The following is a 23,162-nucleotide window of genomic DNA, read 5'->3' as shown; positions in this document are numbered from 1 at the left end:
GGGTCCGGGTCAGTCGCGGCGGGCGGGGCCGGAGGCGAGGCGGCGGGCGGTGCGCAGCTCCCGGGCGACCGGCTCCAGCGGGTCCTCGCGGGGGTCCGGGCCGGGCGGCACCGCGCGGCCGATGATCCGCAGCTGGCCGGTGTCCGCCGGCAGCATGCTCGCCCGCGGCGGACGGTGCTCGTGCAGCGCCTCCGCCAGGTCGTCCGCCGCGTCCGCCAGCCGCCGCACCTCGCCCGGGTCCGGCACCTCCTTCAGCCCGCGCACCTGCGAGACCGTGTACGCGATCGCGTCCGTCAACCGCTCCAGCTGGGACAGCAGCGGCCACCACGCCGTCGTCGCCCGCGCCAGCGCCGGCGGCTCGGCCACCGTCCGCTGCAGCGCCGTCCGGACGTCCGACAGCCGCCGGTACGCCCGGCGCCGCGCCTGGCCGATCCGCTGCCGCGGCGCCTCGGGATCCAGCGCCACCCGCAGATACGCCGCCACCGAGTCCATCGCCTGCGCCAGCTGACGCCCCACCAGCGGGCGCCACGTCTCCGGCCAGGCCAGATACCCCAGGATCAGGCAGATGCCGCAGCCCAGCAGGGTGTCCAGCAGCCGCGCCTCGACGATGTCCGCGCCGGCCGGCGCCGCCGAGTCCACCAGCAGCAGCGCGAACGGCGTCAGCAGCGTGGTGAACATCCCGTAGTTGCGCACCTGCGCCGCCGGGAAGAGCGCCGCGAAGAGCGCCATCAGCCCCACGATCGCGCCCTCCGGCGGATGCGCCGCCAGGATCCCGCCGCCGATCAGCACCCCGACCACGGTGCCCAGCCCGCGCTGCACCGCCCTGACGAAGACCGAGCCGAAGTCCGGCTTCATCACGATCGCCACGGTCAGCAGCATCCAGTACGAGCGCTCCAGGTGGGTGACGGTGCGCAGCGTCTCCGCCACCGTGATGCACAGCGTCAGCCGCAGCACGTACAGCCAGGTCTGCGGGCCCGTCAGCACCTGGTCGACGGTGGAGGTGACCCGGTCGCGCAGGCTGAACGGGGCCCGCGCCGGCGAGCCCGCCCGGGTCTCCGGGTCGTCCGAGCCCAGCTGGTCCAGCACCGCGCCGAGCGCCGAGCGCAGCTGCCGCACCGTCAGCCGGTCCTCCTGCGGCCACTCCTCGTCCGACCCGGACGCCTCCTTCTCCGGCAGCCGCGGCGCGCGGCCGTCCGCCCGGATCGCCTCCGCGATCAGCCGGGTGCACTGCTGGTAGCCCTCCGGGGCGGGGCGCTCGGTGTGCACCACGGCCACCACCGCGTCCAGCAGCGGGCCCGTCGCGTTCAGCAGGCCCACCAGCTGATGGCCCTCGCGGCTGCGGCCGGCGGTGCGCTGCCGCGCCCCGATCAGGGTGTCGTAGGCCGTGTTGAGGGTGTCGGTGAGCCGCTGCCGCTCCTCCACCAGTATCGACCGGTCGCCCGAGCCGACCGAGCCCAGCAGGTCCGCGACCTGCTCGTAGACGTTCGCGACGGCCTCCCGCTGCGGGGTGCGCACCCCCTGCAGCACGATCGTCACCAGCCCGAGGACGATCGCCCAGGCCGCGCCCGCCGCCGCCCAGGCCGGCACCTCCCAGGTGGGCAGCGGCAGCGGCCGGCCCGAGGCGATCGCCGTCTGGACGATCAGCTGCAGGCCGAAGAGCGAGCCCAGCGCGTTCACCGAGCTGGCCAGCGCGCCGACCACCGCCAGCACGCCGAAGACGACGATCGACCACGGCGTGACCGGGCCCATCGCGTGGCCCACCGTCATGCCGATCGCCCCGCCCAGGAACCCGAAGAGCATCCGGGCCAGCCGGGTGCGCAGCGGCCCCGTCCGGTCGGCCATGGTGGCGGCCATCGCGCCCAGCGTCGCCGCCGAGCCCTGCGCCGGGTGGCCGGTCAGGATCCCCACCGCCAGCCCGGCGGGCAGCGCCAGCGCCGCGCGGGCCATCAGCAGCCACGGGATGCCCGCGTCCTTGGAGCGGACCAGCTCCATCAGCCATGCGGGCGGAGCGAGGTCGGCGAGGCGGCGGGGCGTCGCGGTGGCCCCGGCGTCGTCCGGGCTGGGGCGGGGGTCCTGACTACCGCTCACATCGATTCAAGGGTCTTCCCCTTGGTCTCCTTCAGGAACTTGGCGCCGAAGATAAGCGAGAGGACGGCCATGCACGCGTAGATCACGTAGGTCGCGGACAGGTTCCAGTCACGCATCGTGGGAAAGGTTACCGTGACGATCCAGTTGGCGATCCACTGCGCGGCCGTGGCGATCGCCATGGCGCCGGTGCGGATCCGGACCGGGAACATCTCGCCCAGCAGCACCCAGACCACGACACCCCACGAGAACGCGAAGCACAGCGTGTAGACGTGGGCGAAGACCAGCGCCATGGTGCCCTGCAGATCCGGGATGTGGACGTTGGTGCCGGTGCCGGTGGAGTACGAGAACGACCAGGCGATGATCCCCAGCGAGATCGCCATGCCGATGGAGCCCGCGATCGCCAGCGGCTTCCGTCCCACCCTGTCCACCAGCAGCATCGCGATGACCGTACCGATGATGTTGACGAACGAGGTGGAGAGGGAGATCAGCAGCGAGTCCGACTGGTTGATGCCCACCGACTGCCACAGCAGCGACGAGTAGTAGAAGATCACGTTGATGCCGACGAACTGCTGGAGCATCGACAGCGCGATACCGATCCAGACGATCGGCAGGAACCCGAACCGGCCCATCAGGTCCTTCGCCCGCACCTTGGTGCTGGTCGACAGCGCGTGCTCGATCTCCCGCAGATGCGCGTCCGCGCCCGGCCCCTCCAGCTGCTCCAGGATGTGCCGGGCCTGCTCGTCCCGCCCGTGCTTGACCAGCCAGCGCGGCGACTCCGGGATGCCCACCGCCAGGACGAAGTAGACGACGGCCGGCAGCACCATCACGCCCAGCATCCACTGCCAGGCCTGCAGCGGGCCGAGGTCGCCCTCCGACTTCCCGCCCGCGCCCTGCGCGATGAAGTAGTTGACCAGCTGGGAGACGAAGATGCCCAGCACGATCGCGGCCTGCTGGAAGGAGGCCAGCCGCCCTCGGTAGGCGGCCGGCGCCACCTCGGCGATGTACGCCGGGCTGATCATCGAGGCGATGCCGATCGCGATGCCGCCGACGACGCGCCAGATCGCCAGGTCCCAGATCGCGAAGGGCAGCGCCGAGCCGACCGCGCTGATCGCGAAGAGCACCGCGGCGATGTACATGACCTTCTTGCGGCCGATCCGGTCGGCGAGCGCGCCGGCGATCGCCGCGCCGACGGCCGAGCCGAGCAGCGCGGCGGAGACGGTGAGGCTGGTCGCGGCCGTCCCCACGGCGAAGTGCTTCTGGATGCCGGTGACCGCGCCGTTGATGACCGAGCTGTCGTAGCCGAACAGGAACCCGCCCATCGCCGCCGACGCGGCGATGAAGGTGATTCTGCCGATGTTCTCGTGGCCGGTCGGTTCGGCGAATGCGTCCTCGGTGGTGGACAACAGGACTCCTCGAGTCGGGGATGCGCGGGCGGCATAAAACAGGACCTAAGCCACCTATTGGCTCATTCTTCGTCAGAAACCGCGGAGAATGCGGCCGCTGGTCGTTCAATCGGGGTACGCGGCGGCCCCGGCGTGGGCCGTACGGAGCAGCGTCCGTGCCGGCGCCGGCCCGTCCGGGAACAATTGCGTCAGGCCGACCGTCATCGCTGGTAACAGGCCGTGATTCGACGGCGGGCTCGTAGCGAAAGGCAGTCAGGCATGAGCAGCTTCATGGACAGGGCCAAGGCGAAGGCGCAGCAGGGCGTCGCGGCCGGCCGCGAGAAGGTCGAGGAGATCCAGACCCAGCGCGCCGGCCAGGAGCTGCTGCGCCGCCTCGGCGCGGCGTACTTCGCCGAGCAGCGGGCCGGCGGGGCGCCGGAGAAGACGGAGGCGGCGCTGGCGGCGCTGGACGACTTCGTCCGCGAGAACGGGGACGCGGCGCTGAAGTAGCGGTGACGCGGCGGAGCCGCACCTTGGCAGAGCCCCGCGCCCCTGTCCGGGCGTAATGATCCACAACCGGAGCACCAGCTGTGACAGAGACCGTTCTCGGCCTCTTGGCGATGTTCGTCCTCACCGCGTTGACCGGCTATTTCGTCGCGCAGGAGTTCTCCTTCGTCGCCGTCGACCGCGGCGAGCTGCGGCGGCAGGCGAGGGCCGGCGACCGCCGCGCCGCCCGCGCGCTCGCCGTCACCGGCCGGGTCTCCTTCATGCTCTCCGGCGCCCAGCTCGGCATCACCGTCACCGGCCTGATCGTCGGCTTCCTCGCCGAGCCGGCCGTCGCCGCGCTGGTCCGGCCGGTGCTGCCCGCGCTCGGCATCCCCGACTCGGCGTCCACCGGCGTCTCGGTGACGGTCGGTCTGGTGCTGGCCACCGTCGTCCAGATGGTCCTCGGCGAGCTGCTGCCGAAGAACTACGGCATCGCCCGCCCCGAGCCGGTCGCCAAGGCGCTGGCCGGGTCGACGCTGCTGTATCTGCGCATCGCCGGTCCCGTCATCCGCCTCTTCGACCGGTCGGCGAGCCGGCTGCTGCGGCTGGTCGGCGTCGAGCCCGTCGAGGAGCTCCACGAGGGCGCCGGGCCGGAGGAGCTGGAGCGGATCATCGACGAGTCCGAGGAGTCCGGCGACCTGCCGCCCCGGCTCGCCGGCCTGCTGGAGCGGGCGATGGACTTCGACGAGCGGATCGCCGACGACGTGATGGTGCCGCGCGCCCGGGTCACCGCCGTGCGCGCCGACGCGACGGCCCGTCAGGCGCTGCGCACCCTCCAGGAGGCGGGCGTCACCCGCTGCCCGGTCTTCGCGGTCGGCGGTGTGGACGACGTCGTCGGCCTGCTCTCGGTCCGTGAACTGATCGCCGACCCCGACCTGGACTTCGACACCGCCACCGCCGGCGCCCTGGCCCGCCCCGCCCTGCTGGTGCCCGACACGCTCCCCGTCCCGGTGCTGCTGGGCCGGATGCGCGCCGAGGACGCCGAGATGGCCTGCGTCATCGACGAGTTCGGCGGGCTGGACGGCGTCGTCACCGTCGAGGACATCGCCGAGGAGCTGGTCGGCGAGATCGAGGACGAGTCGGACGAGCCGGAGGAGCAGTCCGTCCGGGCCGCCGACGGCTCCTGGCTGCTGGACGGCGCGCTGCGCCTGGACGAGGTGGAGCGCATCTGCGGCCTTGAGCTGCCCGAGGGCGAGTACGAGACGCTCGGCGGCCTGGTGATGACCCGCCTGGGCCGGCTGCCGCAGATCGGCGACGCGGTCGAGCTGGTGCTGGTGCCGCCCGCGCCGCTGGAGGGCGAGCCGCCGCCCCCGCTGCACGTCCGCCTCGCGGTGGAGGGGATCGAGCGGCGGGTGCCGGCCGAGGTGCGGCTGACGGTCCGGCAGCAGGACGGCGGCGCGGTCGGCGGGGAGGCGTCGTGAACGACATCGCCGCGCTGCTGATCGGCATCGCCCTGCTGCTGGTCAACGGCTTCTTCGTGGCCGCCGAGTTCGCCGTCCTGTCCGCTCGCCGCTACCGGCTGGAGGAGGACGCGGAGGACGCCGGCCCGATGGTGCGCTGGGCGGCGCGGCTCGCGGTGCGCAACTCGCGGCAGCTGTCGCTGATGCTGGCGGGCGCGCAGCTCGGCATCACCATCTGCACGCTGGGCCTGCTGCAGGTGGTCGAGCCGGCCCTCGCCCATCTGGTGAAGCCGGTGCTGGGGGCGGTCGGGCTGCCGGGCTGGGCGCAGTACGGGGTGTCCTTCGTGGTCGCCCTGGCCGTGGTGACCTTCCTGCACATGGTGGTGGGGGAGATGGCTCCGAAGTCGTGGGCGCTCACCCACCCGGAGCGGGCGGCGCTGTCCATCGCGGCGCCGTTCCGGGTCTTCACCCTGGTGACGCGGCCGGTGCTGGCGGCGCTCAACGGGTTCACCGTCTGGGTTCTGCACCGGCTGGGGATCAACGCCCGCGACGAGTTGAGCACGACCCGGACGCCGGGTCAGCTGGCGATGCTGGTCGGCGAGTCCGGCCGGATGGGGATGCTGGACCCGGGCGAGCACCAGCTGCTGACCCGGGCGCTGCGGGTGCAGGAGATGCCGGTCCGCGGGGTGATGGTCGATCTGGACCGGGCCGCGAGCGTGCCGGCGCACGCCGGCCCCGAGCGGATCGTCGCGGCGGCGCGCACCACGGGGTTCCTGCGGCTGCCGGTGCGGGGGGAGGACGGGGAGGTGCTCGGGGTTCTGCACGTCCGGGATGTGCTGGGGGCGGCCGACGAGGTGACCGCCGCGGAGGTGGCTCGTGAGGTGCCGCGGATGCCGGGGTCGGTTCTCGTGCCGGACGCGGTGGAGCGGTTGCAGAAGGCCCGCAGCCACATCGGGCTGGTGACGGACGACGGGGGTGCGGTCGTCGGCATGGTGAGCCAGACGGACCTGGTCGGCCAGCTCCTCGGTTGACCCGCCGCCGGCGCGGTGTCGCCGCCCCAGGGCCCCGGCACCCCACCCGGGGTGGCGGGGTGACAGCGCCGCGGGCGGCCGGCGCGCACTCAGCGGTGGGCCAGGATCCGGTCGAGGGTCCACACCGCGACCAGCGCCGCGGACATCGCCCCGCCCAGCGCGCAGACGCCCGTCCATCCGGCGAGCCCCCACAGCGCGGAGGCGCCCGCCGAGCCCGCCGCGCCGCCGATGAAGTAGAGCGTCATGTAGACCGAGTTGAGCCGGTTGCGGATCTCCGGCCGCAGCGCGTAGACGATGTTCTGGTTGGAGATGTGCACGCCCTGCGACGCCGCGTCCAGCACCAGCATCCCGGCGAGCAGCGCCACCAGCCCCCATGCCCCGCCGCTGCCGCCGGCCGCCAGCACCGCCCAGGAGACCAGCAGCAGCGCCGCCGAGATCCCGCTCACCCGGTGCACCAGCCCGCGGTCGCCGAGCCGCCCGGTCACCGACGCCGACAGCGAGCCCGCCGCGCCGACCAGCCCCAGCAGGCCGATCGCCGACGTCGACCAGTGGTAGGGCGGCCCCGACATCAGGAAGGCCAGCGCCGTCCACAGCACGCTGAACACCCCGAAGGCGAGCGCCCCCATCGCCCCGCGCCAGCGCAGCGCCGGCTCGCGGGCCAGCAGCGCCAGCGAGGACCCCAGCAGCCGCGGGTAGCCCGGACGTTCGCCGCCCGCCGTCTCCGGCGGCGCGGACGGCAGCCGGCGGTGCAGCGCCACCGCCATCACCGCCATCAGCCCCGCGTTGACGAAGAAGACCGTCCGCCAGCCGCCCGCCCCGGCGAGCAGCCCGGACGCGGTGCGCGCGAGCAGGATGCCGAGCAGCAGGCCGGTCATCACCGTGCCCACCGCCCGGCCGCGCCGCTCCGGCTCCGCCAGCGATGCCGCGAAGGGCACGATCACCTGGGCCGCCACCGACGTCAGCCCGGTGAGCGCGGTGCCGGCCAGCAGCACGGCCGCGTTCGTCGCGGTCGCCGTCACCAGCAGGAACGCCGCGGTGAGCGCGGTGAGCAGCACCGCCAGCCGGCGCCGGTCGAGCAGGTCGCCGAGCGGGACGAGGAGCAGCAGCCCGGCGCCGTAGCCGACCTGGGCCACCGTCACCACCAGCCCGCCCAGCGAGGGCGCCAGATGCACCTGGCGGGCGATGACGTCGAGCAGCGGCTGGGCGAAGTAGTTGCCGGCCACGGAGAGGCCGGCCGCCACCGCCATCAGCGGCAGCAGGCCCCGTCCGGGGGAGCGGGACCCGGGGTCCGCGGCCCGGCCGCGGGTCCGGCGGGTCGACGCGACGTCTGACATGAATACCTCCAGCGGCCCACTCTCCCCGCCCGGCCGCCGATCGGTCCAACCCGTTGATCGGGTTCGCGTCAGGGTTCGCGTCAACCCGCCTGCGGGGGCTGCCACTTGAGGACCGCGTCCATCTGCCGGTAGGCGGCGGACGGGGCGAGGCGCGCGCCCGCCGCGGCCAGCAGCCCGCCCAACGGGTGCGCGGAGAGGGCCGCGGCGCGGCGCGAGGAGCGGACGACCCGGGTGGTGCGGGGCAGCCGCGCGGCGGTGTAGCCGGCGAGCGCGGCGGGGACGGCCTCGGGATCGGCGGCCGTGTCGCCCCCGACCTCGTGCGCCAGCACCAGCGCGTCCTCGATGGCCATGCAGCCGCCCTGGCCCATGTTGGGGCGCATGGCGTGGGCGGCGTCGCCGAGGACGGCGGTCCGTCCGCGGTGCAGGGCGGGCAGCGGGGTGCCGGCCTCCAGGATCTCGTTCCGGAGGGTGCGTCCGCTGCTCTCGTCGAGCCCGGTCTCCAGCGCCTCGGCCAGCTCGGGGACGGGAGCGTGCCAGCCGGCGAAGAGCTTCGCCGGGCCGAGGTGCTCCTCGGCGGCGTCGGCGGTGGCGTAGACGTAGACCCGCCCGTCGGCGAGCGGCACGATCCCGAAGAGCCGGCGCGGGCCCCAGGTCTCGCCGTAGGAGGTCCCGGCGGCGGGCGCGGGCAGCAGGGCGCGCCAGGCGACGGTGCCGACCGGGGCCGGTCCGGGGTGGTCGGGCCAGAGCGCGGCGCGCAGCCGGGAGTGCACGCCGTCGGCGGCGACCAGCAGTTCGGCGTCGAGCCGCGCGCCGTCCTCGGTGGTGACGGCGGCGGGGGCGTCCGGCCCGCCGGGATCGGCGAGCGCGGTGACGGCGGTGCCAGTGCGGACGGTGACCCCGGCGGCGTCCAGGGCGTCGGTGAGGATCCGCACCAGGTCGGCGCGGGGCAGCACGGCGACGGGGTCGCCGAACCGCTTGAGCATGGCGGCGCCGTCGGTGCGGGCCAGCCAGGCGCCGTCGGGGCGGCGCATGCCGGCCTCCGGGACGTCGCGCAGCGCGGCGAGGTCGCGGACGGCGTCGCCGAGGCCGAGCACGTCGAGGGCGCGCAGGGCGTTGGGGGCGATGCCGATGGCGGCGCCGACGGGCTCCAGGGAGGGGGCGCGTTCCGCGACGGCGACGCGCCAGCCGGACTGGGCCAGGGCGGCGGCGGCGGTGAGGCCGCCTATGCCTCCGCCGACGATCAGTGCATTGCGCATGGCGTCCTCCTCGCGGTTGATCTCCGGTCGCTCGCGCCCACGCGGCGGAGCCGCACATCAGCCGGAGGCCCGCACCCCTGATGGACTACAGGTGTAGTTTCGGCTGCCCGGCCCACACTACACCCGTAGTCGGGTCGGTTAGAATCCCCCGTGTGACCTCCCCTTCCTCGCGGCGCGAGTCCGTCGCCGACGGTGCGCTCGCGCTGCTCGCGCGGGAGGGCCTGCGCGGGCTCACCCACCGGGCCGTCGACGCCGAGGCCGGGCTGCCCGCGGGCGCCACCTCCAACGTCGCCCGCACCCGCGCCGCGCTCCTCGACCTCGCGCTGCACCGCGTCGTGGAGCTGGAGTCCGCCGAGTTCGGCGCCCCGGGTGCTCCGGGCGCGCCGGGCGGCGCCGACCCCGCGGACATCCCGCTGCCCGGCACGCCCGAGGGCCTCGCCGCCGCCCTCGCGGCGATCGGCCACCACCTCGTCACCCGGCGGGCCGCGCGCACCCGGGCCCGGATGGAGCTCGCCCTGGAGGCCGCCCGCCGCCCCGAACTGCGCGCCGCCTACGACCGGCTGGGCCACTCGCTGCGCGACCCGCTGCGCGCGGTCCTCGCCGACCTCGGCTCCGCCGCCCCCGAGCGGCACGCCCGATCCCTCGTCATGTGGCTGGAGGGGCTGCAGTTCTACTGCTCGGCCGGCACCGGGGCCGCCGAGCCGCCCGCCCGGGCGGAGATCGAGGCCGATCTGCGGGAGCTGATCGGACCGATGCTCGAAACGCCCAGCGCAGGCGTATGATCGACCGTCCCCCTGCTCCCCCCGGGAGGTCGGACACATGATCGCGAATCTGGGACGGAACGGCAGCCACCGCGACCCCGTATGGGGCGTGACGACCCGTCTGACGCCCGTCGAGGAAGAACTGCTGACCGCTCGGCCCGTCCGCCGGCTCCGCTTCGTCGCGCACGCCGGCGCCGCCGTGCTCACCACCCATCAGGGCTATTCGCGGCTGGAGCACAGCCTCGGCGTGCTCGCCCTCGCCGCGCACTTCGCCCCCGAGGACCGCACCGCCCGCGTCGCCGCCCTGCTGCACGACGTCGGCCACCTGCCCTTCAGCCACACCCTGGAGGGCCTCAACGGCCTCGACCACCACCGCCTGGGCACGGACCGGATCCGCGCCCTCGCCCCGCTGCTCGCCGCGCACGGCATCGACGCCGAGGAGGTGATCGCCACCGAGGCCGGTGAGCGCCCCTCGGTGATCAGCGCCCCGCCCGGCGCCCTGAAGCTGGACCATCTGGAGTCGCTGGTGCGCAGCGGGCTGGTGCACGGCCGCCTCGACGAGCTGCCGGCCCGGCTGCTGGCCCGCGTCCGCGTCGTCGACGGGGCCGTGGAGACCGACCGTGCCACCGCGGAGGTCCTCGTCGGCCTCGTCGAGCAGGAGGCCGAGTACCACTGCTCCTGGGAGAACGCCGCGCCCAACGCGATGCTCCGCGGCCTGGTCGAGGCGCTCCTGGCCGACCGGCCCGAACTCGCCTCCGAGATCCCCGGGCTGACGGACGACCAGCTGATGCAGCTGCTCGCCGAGCACCCGTCCACCGCGGACGGCGCCGCGCTGCTGCGCTGGGAGCCGCAGCGGCTGGTGCTCAGCCCCGACACCGGCATCGAGGGTGCGGCCGGCTACCCCTACGGCGTCGACCGGCTCTACCTCAACACCCCGCGCGTCGACGGCCGCCCGGTGCCGCTGGACCCGGCCCGGGTGCCGCACGTGCCCGCGCGGTTCCGCGTCACCGCAGCTGCGTGACGAGGCCCCACTGGGTCGGGTTGCGGGGCGAGCCGGCGGCGCGGGAGAGCGGGGCCTCGACGGGCTCGCCGCGCACCGGCATCCCGGCGCCGCGGTAGACGGCGTCCACCACCCGCATGGTGCGGATCGCGTCCTCGGCCGGCGTCGGGTTCGGGCCGCCGTCCCGCACCGCGGCGAGGAACGCCCGCAGCTGCAGGGTGTAGGTGCCCTCGCCGGGCAGGTGCTCCGTCCAGGAGCGGTCCTCGGCGCGCACCCGGATGCGGTGCCCGGCCTGCGGCGCCAGGTAGTTGAAGACCGACACCTCGCCGCGCTCGCCGATCACCCGCAGCCCGATGTCGAGCGCCCGGCCCGACCAGAGGGAGGCCACCACCCGGGCCCGCACCCCCGAGGGGAAGCGCAGCTCGGCGTCCATCGCCCGGTCCACCCGGGGGTCGCGGCGCAGCCGCTTGGCGCGGGCCCGCACCACCTCCGGCTCAGCGGCCGGATCGCCCAGCTCCGGGCCCAGGCCCAGGGCGCGGGCCGCGTGCACGGCGTAGCAGCCGGCGTCCATCAGCGCGCCGCCGCCCAGCTCGTAGTCGTAGCGGATGTCGCCGCGGGCGAGCATCGGGAAGCACATCCGCGCCTCGATCCGCTGGATCGCGCCGATCGCGCCCCGCGCCCCCGGGAACGGCAGCCGCTCGCCCTCGCCGGGCAGCCCGTGCACCAGCCGCACCAGGCGCTTCATCACCGGGTGGTGCCGGTAGTGGAACGCCTCCATCAGCACCAGCCCGCGCTCCCGCGCCGCGGCGGACGCCGTCCGGGCCTCCGCCTCGTTGTTCGTCAGCGGCTTCTCGCACAGGACGTGCTTGCCGGCCGCCAGCGCGGCCAGCGTCCACGGCAGGTGCAGCGCGTTCGGCAGCGGGTTGTAGACCGCGTCGATCTCCGGGTCCTCCACCAGCTCCCGGTAGGAGCCGTGCACCCGGGGGACCCCCTGGCGGGCGGCGAACTCCTCCGCCCTGCCGCGGTCGCGCGCCGCGACGGCGACCACCTCGACGCCGTCGACCTCGCGGGCCGGGCGGACGAGGGCCTTGGGGGCGATGCGGGCTGCGCCCAGGGTGCCGATGCGCAGAACGTCCATCGGGTGCGAGCCTCCCGGTGGGATGGGTCGAGGGGACGAATATCCCGGCGCACGCTACAGTGCGCCGGGATAAAGAGGTAGTCAGCGGCACACGCCGCCGCGGCTGTCAACCGGTTTTGACCGATCGCGCCGCTTTCACACCGTCTTCGGGTCCCAGTCCACCGGGAGCGGCTCCGGAACCCCGCCGGCCTGCTCCAGCAGATCCGCGTCCACCTGCACGAACTCACCGGTGTCGGCGGACTCGGCGATCGCCTCCATCAGGTCGACCACATGCAGGGCCAGCTCGGCGGAGGCCCGGTGCGGCCGGCCGCCGCGGATGGCCTGGGCCATCTCCACCACGCCGGTGCCGCGGCCGTCCGAGGCGCCCTCGGAGGGGCGGAACGCCCACTCCTTGTCGCCCGCGCTGCGCAGCCCGACCTCGCCGTCGAAGCCGTTCGGGTCCGGCACCTTCAGCGCCGCGCCGGTGCCGTTGATCTCGACGAAGCCGTGCCGGTTGACCTGGGAGTCGAAGGAGAGGATGACGGACGCCACCTGGCCGGACGCGAACTCCACGTTCGCCGCCACATGGGTGGGCACCTCCACCTCGAACTCGGTGCCGGCCAGCGGGCCGGAGCCGACGGTGCGGGTCTCCTTCGACTTGCGGCCCACCGCGGAGACGCGGGTCGCCGGGCCGAGGAGCGCCACCAGCAGCGTCAGGTAGTAGGGGCCGATGTCCCAGAGCGGGCCGGCGCCCTTCTGGAAGAGGAACGCCGGGTTGGGGTGCCAGCTCTCCGGGCCGGGCGACTGCATCGCCGTCATGGCGAAGAGCGGGCGGCCGATCTCGCCGGCCTGCAGCGCGCGCAGCGAGGTCTGCACCCCGGCGCCCAGGAAGGTGTCCGGCGCGCTGCCCAGCCGCAGGCCCTTGGCGCGGGCCTCCTCCAGCAGCTTGCGGCCCTCCTCGCGGCTGAGCGCGAACGGCTTCTCGCCGTAGACGTGCTTGCCGGCGGCGAGCGCGGCGCGGGCCACCTCCACATGGGCGGCGGGGATCGTCAGGTTGACGACGATCTCCGCCTCGGGGTGGGCGATCGCCTCGGCGGCCGTCCCGGAGTGGCCGACGCCGTAGTTGGCGGCCACCTCGGCGGCCCGCTCGGTGTCGATGTCGCCGATGGAGACGACCTTGACGGAGGGGAACTTCGTCAGGTTGTCGAGGTACTGCTTGCTGATGGTGCCGGCGCCGATCAGGGCGATCCCGGTGGGACTCATTTCGCTGCTCCGGTGAGGTAGTGGAAGCTGTCGCGGACGGCTTCGGTCATGTCGGTGGCGCATTCGTCCAGTTCGACGACGCGCCATTCGACGGCGGTGCCGGCGGCGAGGATCTCGGCGACCGGCATCACCCCGCCGCCGACCGCGGTCATCGGGGAGGCGGGCTCGACGGGCCCGTCCTTGACGTGCAGATAGCGGACGCGGTCGCCGAGCCGGCCGAGCAGCGCGGGCACGTCCGCGCCGCCGACCTGCGCCCAGTAGGTGTCGACCTCCAGCAGCACGCCGGGGTCGAGGAGTTCGGCGAGCACCTCCAGGGAGTGCCGGCCGTCGACGGTGTTCTCCAGCTCGAACCCGTGGTTGTGGTAGCCGATCCGCATCCCGCGGACGGCGGCCTCGGCGGCCGCCGCGTTGAGGTCGGCGGCGAGGCCCTCCAGCCCTTCGCGGGAGGCGAAGCGCTCGGCGGGGACGCCGGGCACGATCACGGTGTCGCAGCCGAGCACCCCGGCCGCGTCGAGGAGTTCCTTGCGCTTGTCGCCGAGCGCGGGCGCGTGGGCGCTGCACACCGTGATGCCGAGGGAGTCGGCGGTGGCGCGGAACCCGGCCGGGTCGGCGAGGACGTCGTAGGGCTCGACGGCGCGGTAGCCGATCGCGGCCAGGTCGGCGAGGACGGCGTCGCGGTCGGCCATCCGCTCGCGCAGCGAGTACAGCTGCACGGCGACGGTCGAGGGGTCGAGCAGGCGGTCGGGGGGCAGCGGCGTGGGAGGCATGGCGGACCAGCTCTCTCGGGATCGCGGGATCGCTCGGGGAATGTTCTGCTCTGTGCGGCTCTGATGCGTTAACCGGTTCAGGGCAACGTTTTCCCGAGCTACCCAACTCGTGTGCCGCAGCCCCGTCAAGGGTCCCCGGAAGACCCGGGGACCCGTCTCGCTCCGTGGTCGGGCTGAGCGGCCTCAGCGGACCGCCGGGCGCAGCGTCTGCCGCTGCGTGCCGAGCAGGTCGATGGAGAGCTCCATCGTGTCGCCGGCCTTCAGGTACGGGAACCGGCCGCTGAGCGCGACGCCCTGCGGGGTGCCGGTGTTCACCACGTCACCGGGCTCCAGCACCATGTACTGGGAGAGCTGGTGCACCAGCTCGTAGACGCCGAAGATCATGTCGGCGGTGCCGGAGTCCTGCCGGGCCTCGCCGTTGACGGACGAGCGCAGCCCCAGCTTCTGCGGGCCGCCGGCCGCCTCGACCTCCTCCTGCGGCACCAGCCACGGGCCCAGCGGGTTGAACGTCTCGCAGCACTTGCCCTTCGACCACTGCCCCCCGGACTCCTCGATCTGGAACGCCCGCTCGGAGACGTCGTTGGAGACCGCGTAGCCGGCGATGTGCGCGGCGGCCTCCTCCGGGCCGGAGAGGTAGCGGGCCCGCTTGCCGATGACGACGGCGAGCTCGACCTCCCAGTCGGTCTTCTCCGAGCCGGGCGGGATCAGCACGTCGTCGTCGGGGCCGACGACGGTGCCCGGGTGCTTGAAGAAGACGATCGGCACCGACGGCGGCTCCGACCCCGACTCGGCGGCGTGCGCGGCGTAGTTCTGCCCGATGCAGACCACCGCCTGGGGACGCGCCACGGGCGCGCCGACGCGCAGCCCGTCCGCGCCCTCCAGCGGGGCGAGCGAGCCGTCGGCGAGCGCCGCGCGGACCCGGTCGATGCCGCCGCCGGCCAGGAAGGCGCCGTCGATGTCGGCGGTGAGCGGGGACAGGTCGCGGACCACGCCGGACTCGTCGCGGACCGCGGGCTTCTCGCGGCCGGGGTCGCCGAGGCGCATCAGCTGCATGGGAACTCTTCCTCCGAGGGCTTGGCCGTGCTGGGTGTGCTGCCGCCTAGGTTTGTATTCATCCGAGCTTTCCGCAAGGGGGGTCTCGCTCAGTGGGCCGCGAGCCGCTCCAGCAGCGGGACGGCCCGTACCAGCAACGCCCGCTCCTCGGCGCTGAGTTCCGCCTCGATGGCCTCGGTGAGCCAGCCGGCCCGCCGGCCGCGCTCCTGCTCCAGGGCGGCCCGGCCGTCGGGTGTGAGGTCGACGAGCGTCTTGCGGCGGTCGGTGGGGTGCGCGCGGCGGGCGACCAGGCCCTGGTCGAGCAGCAGGCCGACGGAGCGCGCCATGGACTGCTGGCGCACCCGCTGGTCGGCGGCGAGGTCGCTGGTGGTCATCGCCCCGTCGCGGTCGAGCGCGCCGAGCACCGCGACCTGCCCCAGCGGGATGCGGTCCTCGTGCTTGACGCGGCGCATGAGCCGTCCCGCGGCGGCGCGGAGCGCGGCGGCCGTGGTGGCGGTGTCGTTCGAGGTCATGGGGCGACATTACGCGTTCGGCCGCCCGGCCCGCGGTGGTCGCCCGCGCAGTCCCCCGCGCTTTCCGGGCGCATGATCCACAGCGCAGCTGTGCAGCAATGCTGTACAGTTTAGGTGTGCAGCAATGCTGTGCATACTCGGCAACGGGAGGAACATCCATGACCGCCATCACCCGCATCACGGCCCGTCAGGTTCTGGACAGCCGCGGCAATCCCACCGTCGAGGCCGATGTGGAGCTCGCGGACGGCTCGTTCGGCAGCGCCGCCGTCCCGTCCGGCGCCTCCACCGGGGCCCGCGAGGCCGTCGAGCTGCGCGACGGCGACCCGGAGCGCTACCTGGGGCGCGGCGTGCTGCGCGCCGTCGGCTACATCCGCGGCGAGATCGCCGACGCCGTCGTCGGCCGCGATGCCGAGGACCAGCCCGGCCTGGACGCCGCCCTCGTCGAGCTGGACGGCACCGCCGACCGCTCCCGCCTCGGCGCCAACGCCCTGCTCGGCGTCTCCCTCGCGGCCGCCAAGGCCGCGGCCGCCGCCCACCGGCTGCCGCTCTACGCCTACCTCGGCGGGCCCGGCGCGCGGCTGCTGCCGATGCCGATGATGAACATCGTCAACGGCGGCCGGCACGCCGACAACCCGCTGGACTTCCAGGAGTTCATGATCGCGCCGATCGGCGCGTCGACCTTCGGGGACGCCGTGCGGATGGGCGCCGAGGTCTTCCACACCCTGCGCGGCCGGCTGCTGGACGCCGGGCACGGAACCGGCGTCGGCGACGAGGGCGGGTTCGCGCCGGAGCTGCGCACCGCCGAGGAGGCGCTGGACTTCGTCGTCGACGCGATCGGGCGGGCCGGCTACCGTCCGGGCACCGACCTCGGCATCATCATCGACCCCGCGGCCTCGGAGTTCTTCCGGGACGGCGCCTACCGCTACGACGGCGAGGGTGTGGTCCGGACCGTCGAGGAGCACGTCGAGCACCTGGCGAAGCTGGTCGACGCCTACCCGATCGTCTCGCTGGAGGACCCGGTCGCCGAGGACGACCGGGCCGGCTGGCGGCTCGTCACCGACCGCCTGGGCGGCCGGATCCAGCTCACCGGCGACGATGTGTACTGCTCGCGCGAGCCGCTGGTGCGGGAGGGCATCCGGGAGCGCTGGGGCAACTCGGTGCTGGTGAAGGTGAACCAGGTCGGCACGCTCACCGAGGCGCTGGACACCATCGAGGCGGCCCACCGCGCCGGGTGGACCGCCGTCGTCTCGCACCGCTCCGGCGAGACCGAGGACACCACCATCGCCGATCTGGCGGTGGCCACCGGCTGCGGCCAGATCAAGACCGGCTCGCTCTCCCGCTCGGACCGCACCGCCAAGTACAACCGCCTGCTGCGCATCGAGGAGCAGCTGGGCTCGCGGGCGCGCTACTCCGCGGGCCCGCGGCCGGACCAGGTCCAGGCGTAGCGCGGGTCCTCCGAGGCGCGGCCGCCCTCGCCCAGCTCAAGGGGCTTGAACGTGTCGACCATGACGGCCAGTTCGTCGAAGAAGTGCACCCCGATGCTCCGCTCGTAGGCGCCCGGCTGCGGCCCGTGGGCGTGCCCGCCCGGGTGCAGCGAGATGGAGCCCTGGCCGATGCCGGAGCCCTTGCGGGCCTCGTAGTCGCCGCCGCAGTAGAACATCACCTCGTCGCTGTCCACATTGGAGTGGTAGTAGGGGACGGGGATGGAGAGCGGGTGGTAGTCGACCTTCCGCGGCACGAAGTTGCAGATGACGAACCCGTTGCCCTCGAAGACCTGGTGGACGGGCGGCGGCTGGTGCACCCGCCCGGTGATCGGCTCGAAGTCCGAGACGTTGAAGGTGTACGGGTAGAGGCAGCCGTCCCAGCCCACCAGGTCGAACGGGTGCGCCGGGTAGACGTAGCGGGTGCCCGTCACCCCGCCGGGGCCGGAGTCGCGGTGCTTGACGAAGACCTCCACGTCGGTCTCGTCCACCCGCTCCGGCAGCGCGGCGGGGCCGTGCAGGTCGCGCTCGCAGAACGGGGCGTTCTCCAGCAGCTGCCCGTAGCGGGAGAGGTACCTGCGGGGCGGGGCGATGTGGCTGTTGCCCTCGATGCAGTACAGGCGCAGCGGCTCGCCGTCGTCGGACGGCACCCAGCGGTGCGTGGTGGCCCGCGGCAGGATCGCGTAGTCGCCCTGGCGCACCGGCAGCGGCCCGAAGACCGTCTCCACCGTGCCCGAGCCGGACTCCACGTAGACGCACTCGTCGCCCAGCGCGTTGCGGTACAGCGGGGAGGTGCGGCCGGCGGCGACGTACGAGATCCGCACATCGCCGTTGCCGAGCACCAGGCGGCGGCCGGTGACGGCGTCCTGGGCCTTCCACTCCTCGCCGGCGAAGAGCTCGTGGAGCTTCAGGTGGCGCGGCTTCAGCGGGCGGTTGGAGGTGGTGGCGGGGTCGGGCACCTCCCAGGGGGTGGCGTCGACGATCGCCGAGGGCACCTCGCGGTGGTAGAGGAGGGAGGAGTCGGAGGAGAAGCCCTCCTCGCCCATCAACTCCTCGTAGTACAGGCCCCCGTCGGGGCTGCGGTGCTGGGTGTGGCGCTTGGGCGGGATCTCGCCCAGCTGCCGGTAGTACGCCATGGTCGACGATCCTCCCGGATCTCCCGTGCGGCGCCCGCGGGGGCGGTCGGCGGTGGCCCCGCGCCCCCCGGCTGACGCCGGCACTCTGCGGCTCTGCGCGACCGAGTCTGCCGGATCTTGCCGCCCCCGGCCAGGGGGTCGCCGCCCGCGTCGCGCGGCGGCCCCGGCCGCCCGGGGCGGGATGCCGGCACCCGGCGGGTCGCCCGCGGGGGCCGGTGGCCTGTGCCCGTGTCACGGCGGGGGGGCTGCGGGTTGCGTTGCCGCATCGCGCGAGGACGCCCGGCACCGCGTCGCGGGCCGGAGTCGGCGCCGGCCGGGGCGGGATGCCGGCACCCGGCGGGTCGCCCGCGGGGGCCGGTGGCCTGTGCCTGCGTCACGGCGGGGGGGCTGCGGGTTGCGTTGCCGCATCGCGCGAGGACGCCCGGCACCGCGCCGCGGGCCGGAGTCGGCGCCGCCCGGGGCGGGATGCCGGCACCCGGCGGGTCGCCCGCGGGGGTCGGCGGCCTGTGCCTGCGTCACGGCGGGGGGGGGCTGCCGGCTGCGTTGCCGCATCGCGCGAGTACGCCCGGTACGGGGGCGTCCCCTTCCGCGCGGGTCAGGGGGCGGTCGGCGTCAGCGTCAGCAGGGGGGTGCAGCGGTCGTCGCCGGCGGTGGGGCCGAGGACGGCGGTGAAGGCCGAGGTGCGGACGACCGGGGCGTCGGCCGTGCCGGAGACCGTGAGCGACGGGTCCGCCGGAGCGGGCCCCAGCACCGCGGCCAGCGCCAGCAGCCCCTCCGGGACGGCGTCCCGGGGCAGCGGCGCCGCCTCCAGGACCGACGTCGCGGCGATGTGCGACCAGCCCTCGTCCGGGTCTCCGTAGCCGCGGGGGTCGGCCGCCAGCGCGAAGCCGGCCTCCTCGCGGGTGCGCGGGTCGTCCATCCGGAACGCCGTGCCGCCCGGCTCCGGATGGTGCACCGCGAGCCCGGCGCCCAGCTCGCCGGGGGCGTCCAGCCGCACCGGCGCGCCGCCGCCCCGCGGCACCGCCGCATAGGGGAAGCCCAGCGCCAGCCGGGCCTCCGCCCGCCCGACGCCGTCCGCGGGCAGCAGCGCCACCACCCACAGCCGGACGCCGTCCGTGGCGTACAGCGTCCGGACGGTGACGAGGTCCTGATCGCGCGTCACCACCGGTGCCACCACCAGCTTGGCGTCGACCGCCCCGGCCGGGTCGGCGGCGTCCGCGCAGCGCACCGTCCCGAACGGGCGCACCGCCAGCAGCGGACGGTGCCCCGGGGCGCGCAGCAGCACCCCGATGCCGTGCTGCCGGTCCACCGCGGCCGGCAGCAGCACCGTCCCGCCCACCTCGGCGTGCGCGGGCGCCAGCACGTCGTCGAAGGAGACCGAGACGGCCCCGCGCCGCAGCGCGTGCCGGACGCGGGACGGTGCCGCGTGCCGGTGCCAGGGCGTGCCGTCCAGCAGCTGCCAGACCGTCATGAACGCGAAGTGCCCGTCCAGTTCCCCGCCCGACCCGGCCGAGGAGTGCCGCAGCAGCCGGCCGTCGCCGCGGTAGCGGCCCAGGTCGGCGCCGATCCGGGCGCCGAAGTAGCGCAGCCCCAGCGCCCCCTCGAACCCGCAGTGCTTCTCGCTGTAGCGGGCGCCGCCGACGTCGTAGCCGGAGACCGAGAGGCGGGCGTCGAGGTAGCGGGCCGCCTCCTCGCCGTCCTCGGCGAACTCCGGCTCGCCGCTGACCCGGTGGGCCTGGGCGAGGAAGGAGAGGGTGATCGGGCCGTAGTTGTTGTCCCACGGCCCGCCGTGCTCGGGGATGAGCAGGCAGCCGCGGTCGGCGATCCGCCCGGTGCGGATCCGCCCCCGGTACAGCCGCATCGCGGTGCGCCGCACCGCCGCGCCCTCGCCGGCCCCCTCCCCGTCGGCCGCAGTCAGGTGGCGGGCGAGCATCAGCCCGCCGACCACCGCGCCCAGCGCCTGGTTGCCGGCGTGCTGCGGGTCGAAGACGGTGATCCTGGTCAGCCACCGCCAGTACCCCCGGCACACCTCCAGCAGCTCGGCGGCCTGCGCCTCCTCCAGCAGCCCGCCGCCGTTGAGGTCCAGCACGTCGACGGCCTGCAGCAGCGCCCACACGGTGCTCGGCCAGTCGCCGACCGGGTGCGCGCCGGGACGCAGGGTGTAGCGGGCGTGCGCCACCCCGAAGCCGCGCACCAGCAGGTTGGGGTAGCCGGGATTGTCCTCGGTGAAGACCCGCTCCCGCAGATGGAAGGCGACGGCGCGCCGCACCGCGTCGCGCACCGGCCCGGCGGGGCCGATCCGGCGGCGGTGGGCGAGGGCCAGCAGCGAGGCGACGCCGAGGTTGGTGTCGCCCATGTCGCCGCTGAGGTCGTCGGCGTCCGGGCGCTCCAGCGAGCCCTCGGGGTGCGCGTTCGCCCTCTTCAGGGCCACGGCAACGATGTCGGCGAGCAGGGCGTCCCGGTCGGCCTCGCTGTCCGGGACGTCGTGCAGCGGCAGCTCCTGCGTGGCGACTCCGGCGGCCATCAGCAGGTGTCGGCGACGCTGGGGATGAGCGCGCCCACCGGCACACCCGCCACCAGGGCGCCGTCCTTGACGAAGCCCTCCGGCCGCCCGTCCAGCGCCTCGGCCGTCCGGCCGCGCCAGAGCGCCACCCGCTCCTGGTTCGCGGGCGTCGCTGCCCGCGCCAGGTCGTGCAGCTCGGTCGGGTCCGCGGCGAGGTCGAAGAGCTGCTCGGCGCCGTCGCCGCTGCGCCAGACGTACTTCTCCCGGCCGTCCGTCAGATAGTGCACGTCGCCGCCGATGTGGGTGTGCTCGCCGTGCAGCCACGGCCGCCACCCGTCGGGCACCGGCTCGCCGCGGTGCAGCGGCAGCACGCTGCGGCCGTCCACGCTGTCGGGGACGGGCAGGCCGGCGCACTCCAGCAGCGTCGGCATGACGTCCCGCAGCTCCACCACCGCGTCGCCGCGCACCTGGCCGCGGCGCCCACCCAGCTGCTCCGGGGTGGAGAGCAGGAACGGGATGCGCGCCGAGCCCTCGTACGGCAGCGACTTGCGGAACAGGTGGTGGTCGCCCATCAGCTCGCCGTGGTCGGCGACCAGGCAGACCACGGTGTCCTCGCGCAGGCCCAGCGAGGTCAGCTCCTCCAGCAGCCGGTTGATCTGCTGGTCGATGTGGGACATGTGGCCGTAGTAGCCGGCCCGGGCGCGCTGCAGGGTGCGGGCGTCGTAGCGGGCCACCGGGGCGTCGGCGGCGGTGGAGGCGTGCGCGCCCCACATCTCCTCGGCCCAGTCGCCGACCGGCGGCTCGGGCATCGGCTGGTGGACGTACTGCTCGAACGCCCAGGCCGGCGGGTCGTAGGGGGGATGCGGGCGGTGGAAGGAGGCCATCAGGAAGAACGGCTGCTCCTCGGCGCCCTCCCCGCCCTCGCCACCGCCCCCGTCGCCGCCGCCCTCGCCGCGGCCCGCGGTGTGCTCGCGCAGGAACTCGATCGAGCGGCTCACCACCCAGTTGGTGGGGTGCAGCCGCTCCTCGCGCGGCCAGGGCCGGGCCACCACCGAGTTGCAGTCGATGCCGTGGTCGGCGTAGTCGGCGGTGGGGTCGCCGGTCTCCTCGCGCAGCCAGGCCAGGTAGTCGTCCACCTCGGTGAGGTCGCGGTGGTTGCGGCGGGCGAAGTGCAGGAAGCCGTCGTGCAGGGCGACGTCCTGAAAGCCCATCGGGTTGCGCTCGGGGTAGACGTGCATCTTGCCGACCGCCTGGGTGCGGTAGCCGCCCGCGGTCAGCTCCCCGGCGAGCGTCGTCGGGTAGTCCCACGGCACGCCGTCCCGGTAGCCGACCCGTCCGTGCCGCTCCTGGCTCTGGCCGAGCAGCAGCGCGGCGCGGGCCGGGATGCAGGTCGGGGTGGCGCTGTAGGCGCGGGAGAAGCGGGTGCCGGTGGCCGCCCACTGATCCAGGTAGGGCGTCATCACCACCGGGTGGCCGGCGCCGGAGAAGGCGTCGCCGCGCCACTGGTCGACGGATATCAGCAGGATGTTGGGGCGGGGCACGGGAGGTCCTCCGGGCGGGGGAGAGGCGGGGGAGGGGGATGCGGGGCGACGGGGGATCAGCGGGCGACGCGGAAGCCGATGTTGCCGGCCGAGCTGTCGGGGGTGTTCTTGGTGCGGGCGGAGAGACGGTAGCGCGTGCAGTACGACTCGTGGCAGAGGTAGGAGCCGCCGCGCATGATCCGCTCGGTGCCGCCGGACCCGGGATCGCCGGGCAGCCGCCACGGGTCGGCGTTCCACTCCCAGACGTTGCCGCAGACGTTGAAGAGGCCGAAGTCGTTGGGGTCGTAGGCGTCCACGGGCGCGGTGCCGCGGCGCTCGCGGGGCTCCTCGTGGCTGGTGGGGAAGCGGCCGCGCCAGATCTTGCAGCGCTGCTCGCCGCCCGGGTCGCGCTCGTCGCCCCACGGGTAGACGGTCTGCTCGCGGCCGCCGCGGGCCGCGTACTCGAACTCGGCCTCGGTGGGCAGCCGGGTGCCGCTCCAGGCGCAGTAGGCGAGCGCGTCGTTGTGGCTGAGGTGGACGACGGGGTGGTCCCAGCGCGGGTGCTCGCCGTCGAGCGTGGAGCCGGGGCCCTCGGGGGCGCGCCAGTACGCCCCCTCCACCGAGGCCCACCAGGGGGTGGAGGCCACCCGCGGGGCGACCTTGCGCAGCGCGCCGGGCAGGAACGACGCGAAGACGAACGAGGTGCCGAACCGCTCGGCCTCGGTGCGGTAGCCGGTGGCGTCGGCGAAGGCGGCGAACTGCCGGTTGCTGACGGTGGTGGCGGCGACGGCGAACGGTCCGACGGACACCTCGCGGACGGGGCCCTCCCCGTCGCCGGCCATGGTGAGGGACGTGTCGTCGCAGCCCATCAGGAAGGTGCCGCCGGGCAGCTCGATCAGCGGCGGGTCCTCGGTGGCCGCGGCGCCGCGGGTGACGGGCATCCCGAGGTCGGCGGGGCCGGTGCCGGCGGTGGCGCCGCGGTCGGCGGCGGGGGCGCAGCACGAGGGGGCGG

Annotated in this window: 19 protein-coding genes; 6 read left to right on the top strand and 13 right to left on the bottom strand. The window is 74.8% G+C overall.

Features of this window, described 5'->3' with window-relative positions:
* Nucleotides 1–9: 9 nt before the first annotated feature.
* Both BIV57_RS22420 and BIV57_RS22415 read right to left on the bottom strand, forming a co-directional pair.
* Nucleotides 10–2,088 carry an FUSC family protein gene (locus BIV57_RS22420; protein WP_079170601.1) on the bottom strand — a complete coding sequence of 693 codons (2,079 nt, stop codon included), beginning with the start codon at nucleotides 2,086–2,088 and terminating at the stop codon, nucleotides 10–12.
* Nucleotides 2,085–3,494, bottom strand: coding sequence for a sugar porter family MFS transporter (locus BIV57_RS22415; RefSeq protein WP_079170600.1), 1,410 nt, complete (start codon nucleotides 3,492–3,494; stop codon nucleotides 2,085–2,087). The genes BIV57_RS22420 and BIV57_RS22415 overlap by 4 nt, the downstream gene beginning before the upstream one ends.
* 255 nt (nucleotides 3,495–3,749) lie before the next feature.
* Here BIV57_RS22415 and BIV57_RS22410 point away from each other — a divergent pair, with 255 nt between their 5' ends.
* The 3 genes from BIV57_RS22410 (at nucleotide 3,750) to BIV57_RS22400 (ending at nucleotide 6,447) form a co-directional block, all read left to right on the top strand.
* Nucleotides 3,750–3,980: a hypothetical protein gene (locus BIV57_RS22410; RefSeq protein WP_071658690.1), complete on the top strand. Its 231-nt coding sequence runs from the start codon at nucleotides 3,750–3,752 to the stop codon at nucleotides 3,978–3,980.
* 110 nt (nucleotides 3,981–4,090) lie between these two features.
* The gene (locus BIV57_RS22405; RefSeq protein ID WP_071658717.1) at nucleotides 4,091–5,437 is read left to right on the top strand and encodes a hemolysin family protein; all 1,347 of its coding nucleotides are present in this window, start codon (nucleotides 4,091–4,093) and stop codon (nucleotides 5,435–5,437) included.
* A complete protein-coding gene (locus tag BIV57_RS22400) occupies nucleotides 5,434–6,447 on the top strand; it encodes a hemolysin family protein (protein ID WP_071658689.1) in 1,014 nt (337 codons plus the stop codon). The genes BIV57_RS22405 and BIV57_RS22400 overlap by 4 nt, the downstream gene beginning before the upstream one ends.
* 89 nt (nucleotides 6,448–6,536) lie before the next feature.
* Here BIV57_RS22400 and BIV57_RS22395 read toward each other — a convergent pair whose 3' ends face one another.
* Both BIV57_RS22395 and BIV57_RS22390 read right to left on the bottom strand, forming a co-directional pair.
* Complete coding sequence (locus tag BIV57_RS22395) at nucleotides 6,537–7,781, bottom strand: MFS transporter (protein ID WP_071658688.1); 1,245 nt, start codon at nucleotides 7,779–7,781, stop codon at nucleotides 6,537–6,539.
* 80 nt (nucleotides 7,782–7,861) lie between these two features.
* Nucleotides 7,862–9,037 carry an FAD-dependent oxidoreductase gene (locus BIV57_RS22390; protein ID WP_071658687.1) on the bottom strand — a complete coding sequence of 392 codons (1,176 nt, stop codon included), beginning with the start codon at nucleotides 9,035–9,037 and terminating at the stop codon, nucleotides 7,862–7,864.
* 152 nt (nucleotides 9,038–9,189) lie between these two features.
* Between BIV57_RS22390 and BIV57_RS22385 the strand changes: the two genes are divergently transcribed.
* Complete coding sequence (locus BIV57_RS22385) at nucleotides 9,190–9,819, top strand: TetR/AcrR family transcriptional regulator (RefSeq protein WP_245797853.1); 630 nt, start codon at nucleotides 9,190–9,192, stop codon at nucleotides 9,817–9,819.
* A gap of 37 nt (nucleotides 9,820–9,856) precedes the next feature.
* Entirely contained in the window at nucleotides 9,857–10,819 is a 963-nt protein-coding gene (locus BIV57_RS22380) for an HD domain-containing protein (protein ID WP_071658686.1), read from the top strand.
* On the opposite strand, the gene BIV57_RS22375 is transcribed toward BIV57_RS22380, so the two are convergent.
* The 5 genes from BIV57_RS22375 to BIV57_RS22355 all read right to left on the bottom strand — a co-directional run bounded on the left by BIV57_RS22375 (nucleotide 10,803) and on the right by BIV57_RS22355 (nucleotide 15,510).
* Nucleotides 10,803–11,936 carry a Gfo/Idh/MocA family protein gene (locus tag BIV57_RS22375; RefSeq protein ID WP_071658685.1) on the bottom strand — a complete coding sequence of 378 codons (1,134 nt, stop codon included), beginning with the start codon at nucleotides 11,934–11,936 and terminating at the stop codon, nucleotides 10,803–10,805. The genes BIV57_RS22380 and BIV57_RS22375 overlap by 17 nt on opposite strands.
* Before the next feature lie 135 nt (nucleotides 11,937–12,071).
* Nucleotides 12,072–13,178, bottom strand: a complete 1,107-nt coding sequence (locus tag BIV57_RS22370) for a Gfo/Idh/MocA family protein (protein ID WP_071658684.1) — start codon at nucleotides 13,176–13,178, stop codon at nucleotides 12,072–12,074.
* A complete protein-coding gene (locus tag BIV57_RS22365; RefSeq protein WP_071658683.1) occupies nucleotides 13,175–13,945 on the bottom strand; it encodes a sugar phosphate isomerase/epimerase family protein in 771 nt (256 codons plus the stop codon). The genes BIV57_RS22370 and BIV57_RS22365 overlap by 4 nt, the downstream gene beginning before the upstream one ends.
* A 183-nt stretch (nucleotides 13,946–14,128) precedes the next feature.
* On the bottom strand, nucleotides 14,129–14,998 hold the full coding sequence (locus tag BIV57_RS22360) for a fumarylacetoacetate hydrolase family protein (protein WP_071658682.1): 870 nt from the start codon (nucleotides 14,996–14,998) through the stop codon (nucleotides 14,129–14,131).
* Between the two features lie 89 nt (nucleotides 14,999–15,087).
* Nucleotides 15,088–15,510, bottom strand: a complete 423-nt coding sequence (locus BIV57_RS22355) for a MarR family winged helix-turn-helix transcriptional regulator (RefSeq protein WP_071658681.1) — start codon at nucleotides 15,508–15,510, stop codon at nucleotides 15,088–15,090.
* A gap of 158 nt (nucleotides 15,511–15,668) precedes the next feature.
* On the opposite strand from BIV57_RS22355, the gene eno reads away from it, so the two are divergent.
* The gene (eno, locus tag BIV57_RS22350) at nucleotides 15,669–16,955 is read left to right on the top strand and encodes a phosphopyruvate hydratase (RefSeq protein ID WP_071658680.1); all 1,287 of its coding nucleotides are present in this window, start codon (nucleotides 15,669–15,671) and stop codon (nucleotides 16,953–16,955) included.
* Here the strand turns inward: eno and BIV57_RS22345 are convergent.
* From BIV57_RS22345 to BIV57_RS22330, 4 genes are all read right to left on the bottom strand, one after another.
* Nucleotides 16,916–18,127 (bottom strand): homogentisate 1,2-dioxygenase, encoded by a 1,212-nt coding sequence (locus BIV57_RS22345; RefSeq protein ID WP_071658679.1) that lies wholly within the window; start codon nucleotides 18,125–18,127, stop codon nucleotides 16,916–16,918. The genes eno and BIV57_RS22345 overlap by 40 nt on opposite strands.
* Before the next feature lie 595 nt (nucleotides 18,128–18,722).
* Entirely contained in the window at nucleotides 18,723–20,651 is a 1,929-nt protein-coding gene (locus tag BIV57_RS24380) for a hypothetical protein (protein WP_071658678.1), read from the bottom strand.
* Nucleotides 20,651–22,171 (bottom strand): sulfatase-like hydrolase/transferase, encoded by a 1,521-nt coding sequence (locus tag BIV57_RS24375; protein ID WP_071658677.1) that lies wholly within the window; start codon nucleotides 22,169–22,171, stop codon nucleotides 20,651–20,653. The genes BIV57_RS24380 and BIV57_RS24375 overlap by 1 nt, the downstream gene beginning before the upstream one ends.
* 56 nt (nucleotides 22,172–22,227) lie before the next feature.
* On the bottom strand, nucleotides 22,228–23,162 hold a 935-nt coding region (locus BIV57_RS22330; protein WP_419185788.1), incomplete at its 5' end, for a formylglycine-generating enzyme family protein.

Source organism: Mangrovactinospora gilvigrisea, from assembly GCF_001879105.1.
GTDB classification, from domain to species: Bacteria; Actinomycetota; Actinomycetes; order Streptomycetales; family Streptomycetaceae; genus Mangrovactinospora; species Mangrovactinospora gilvigrisea.
This window is presented reverse-complemented; position numbering and strand designations above follow the sequence as displayed.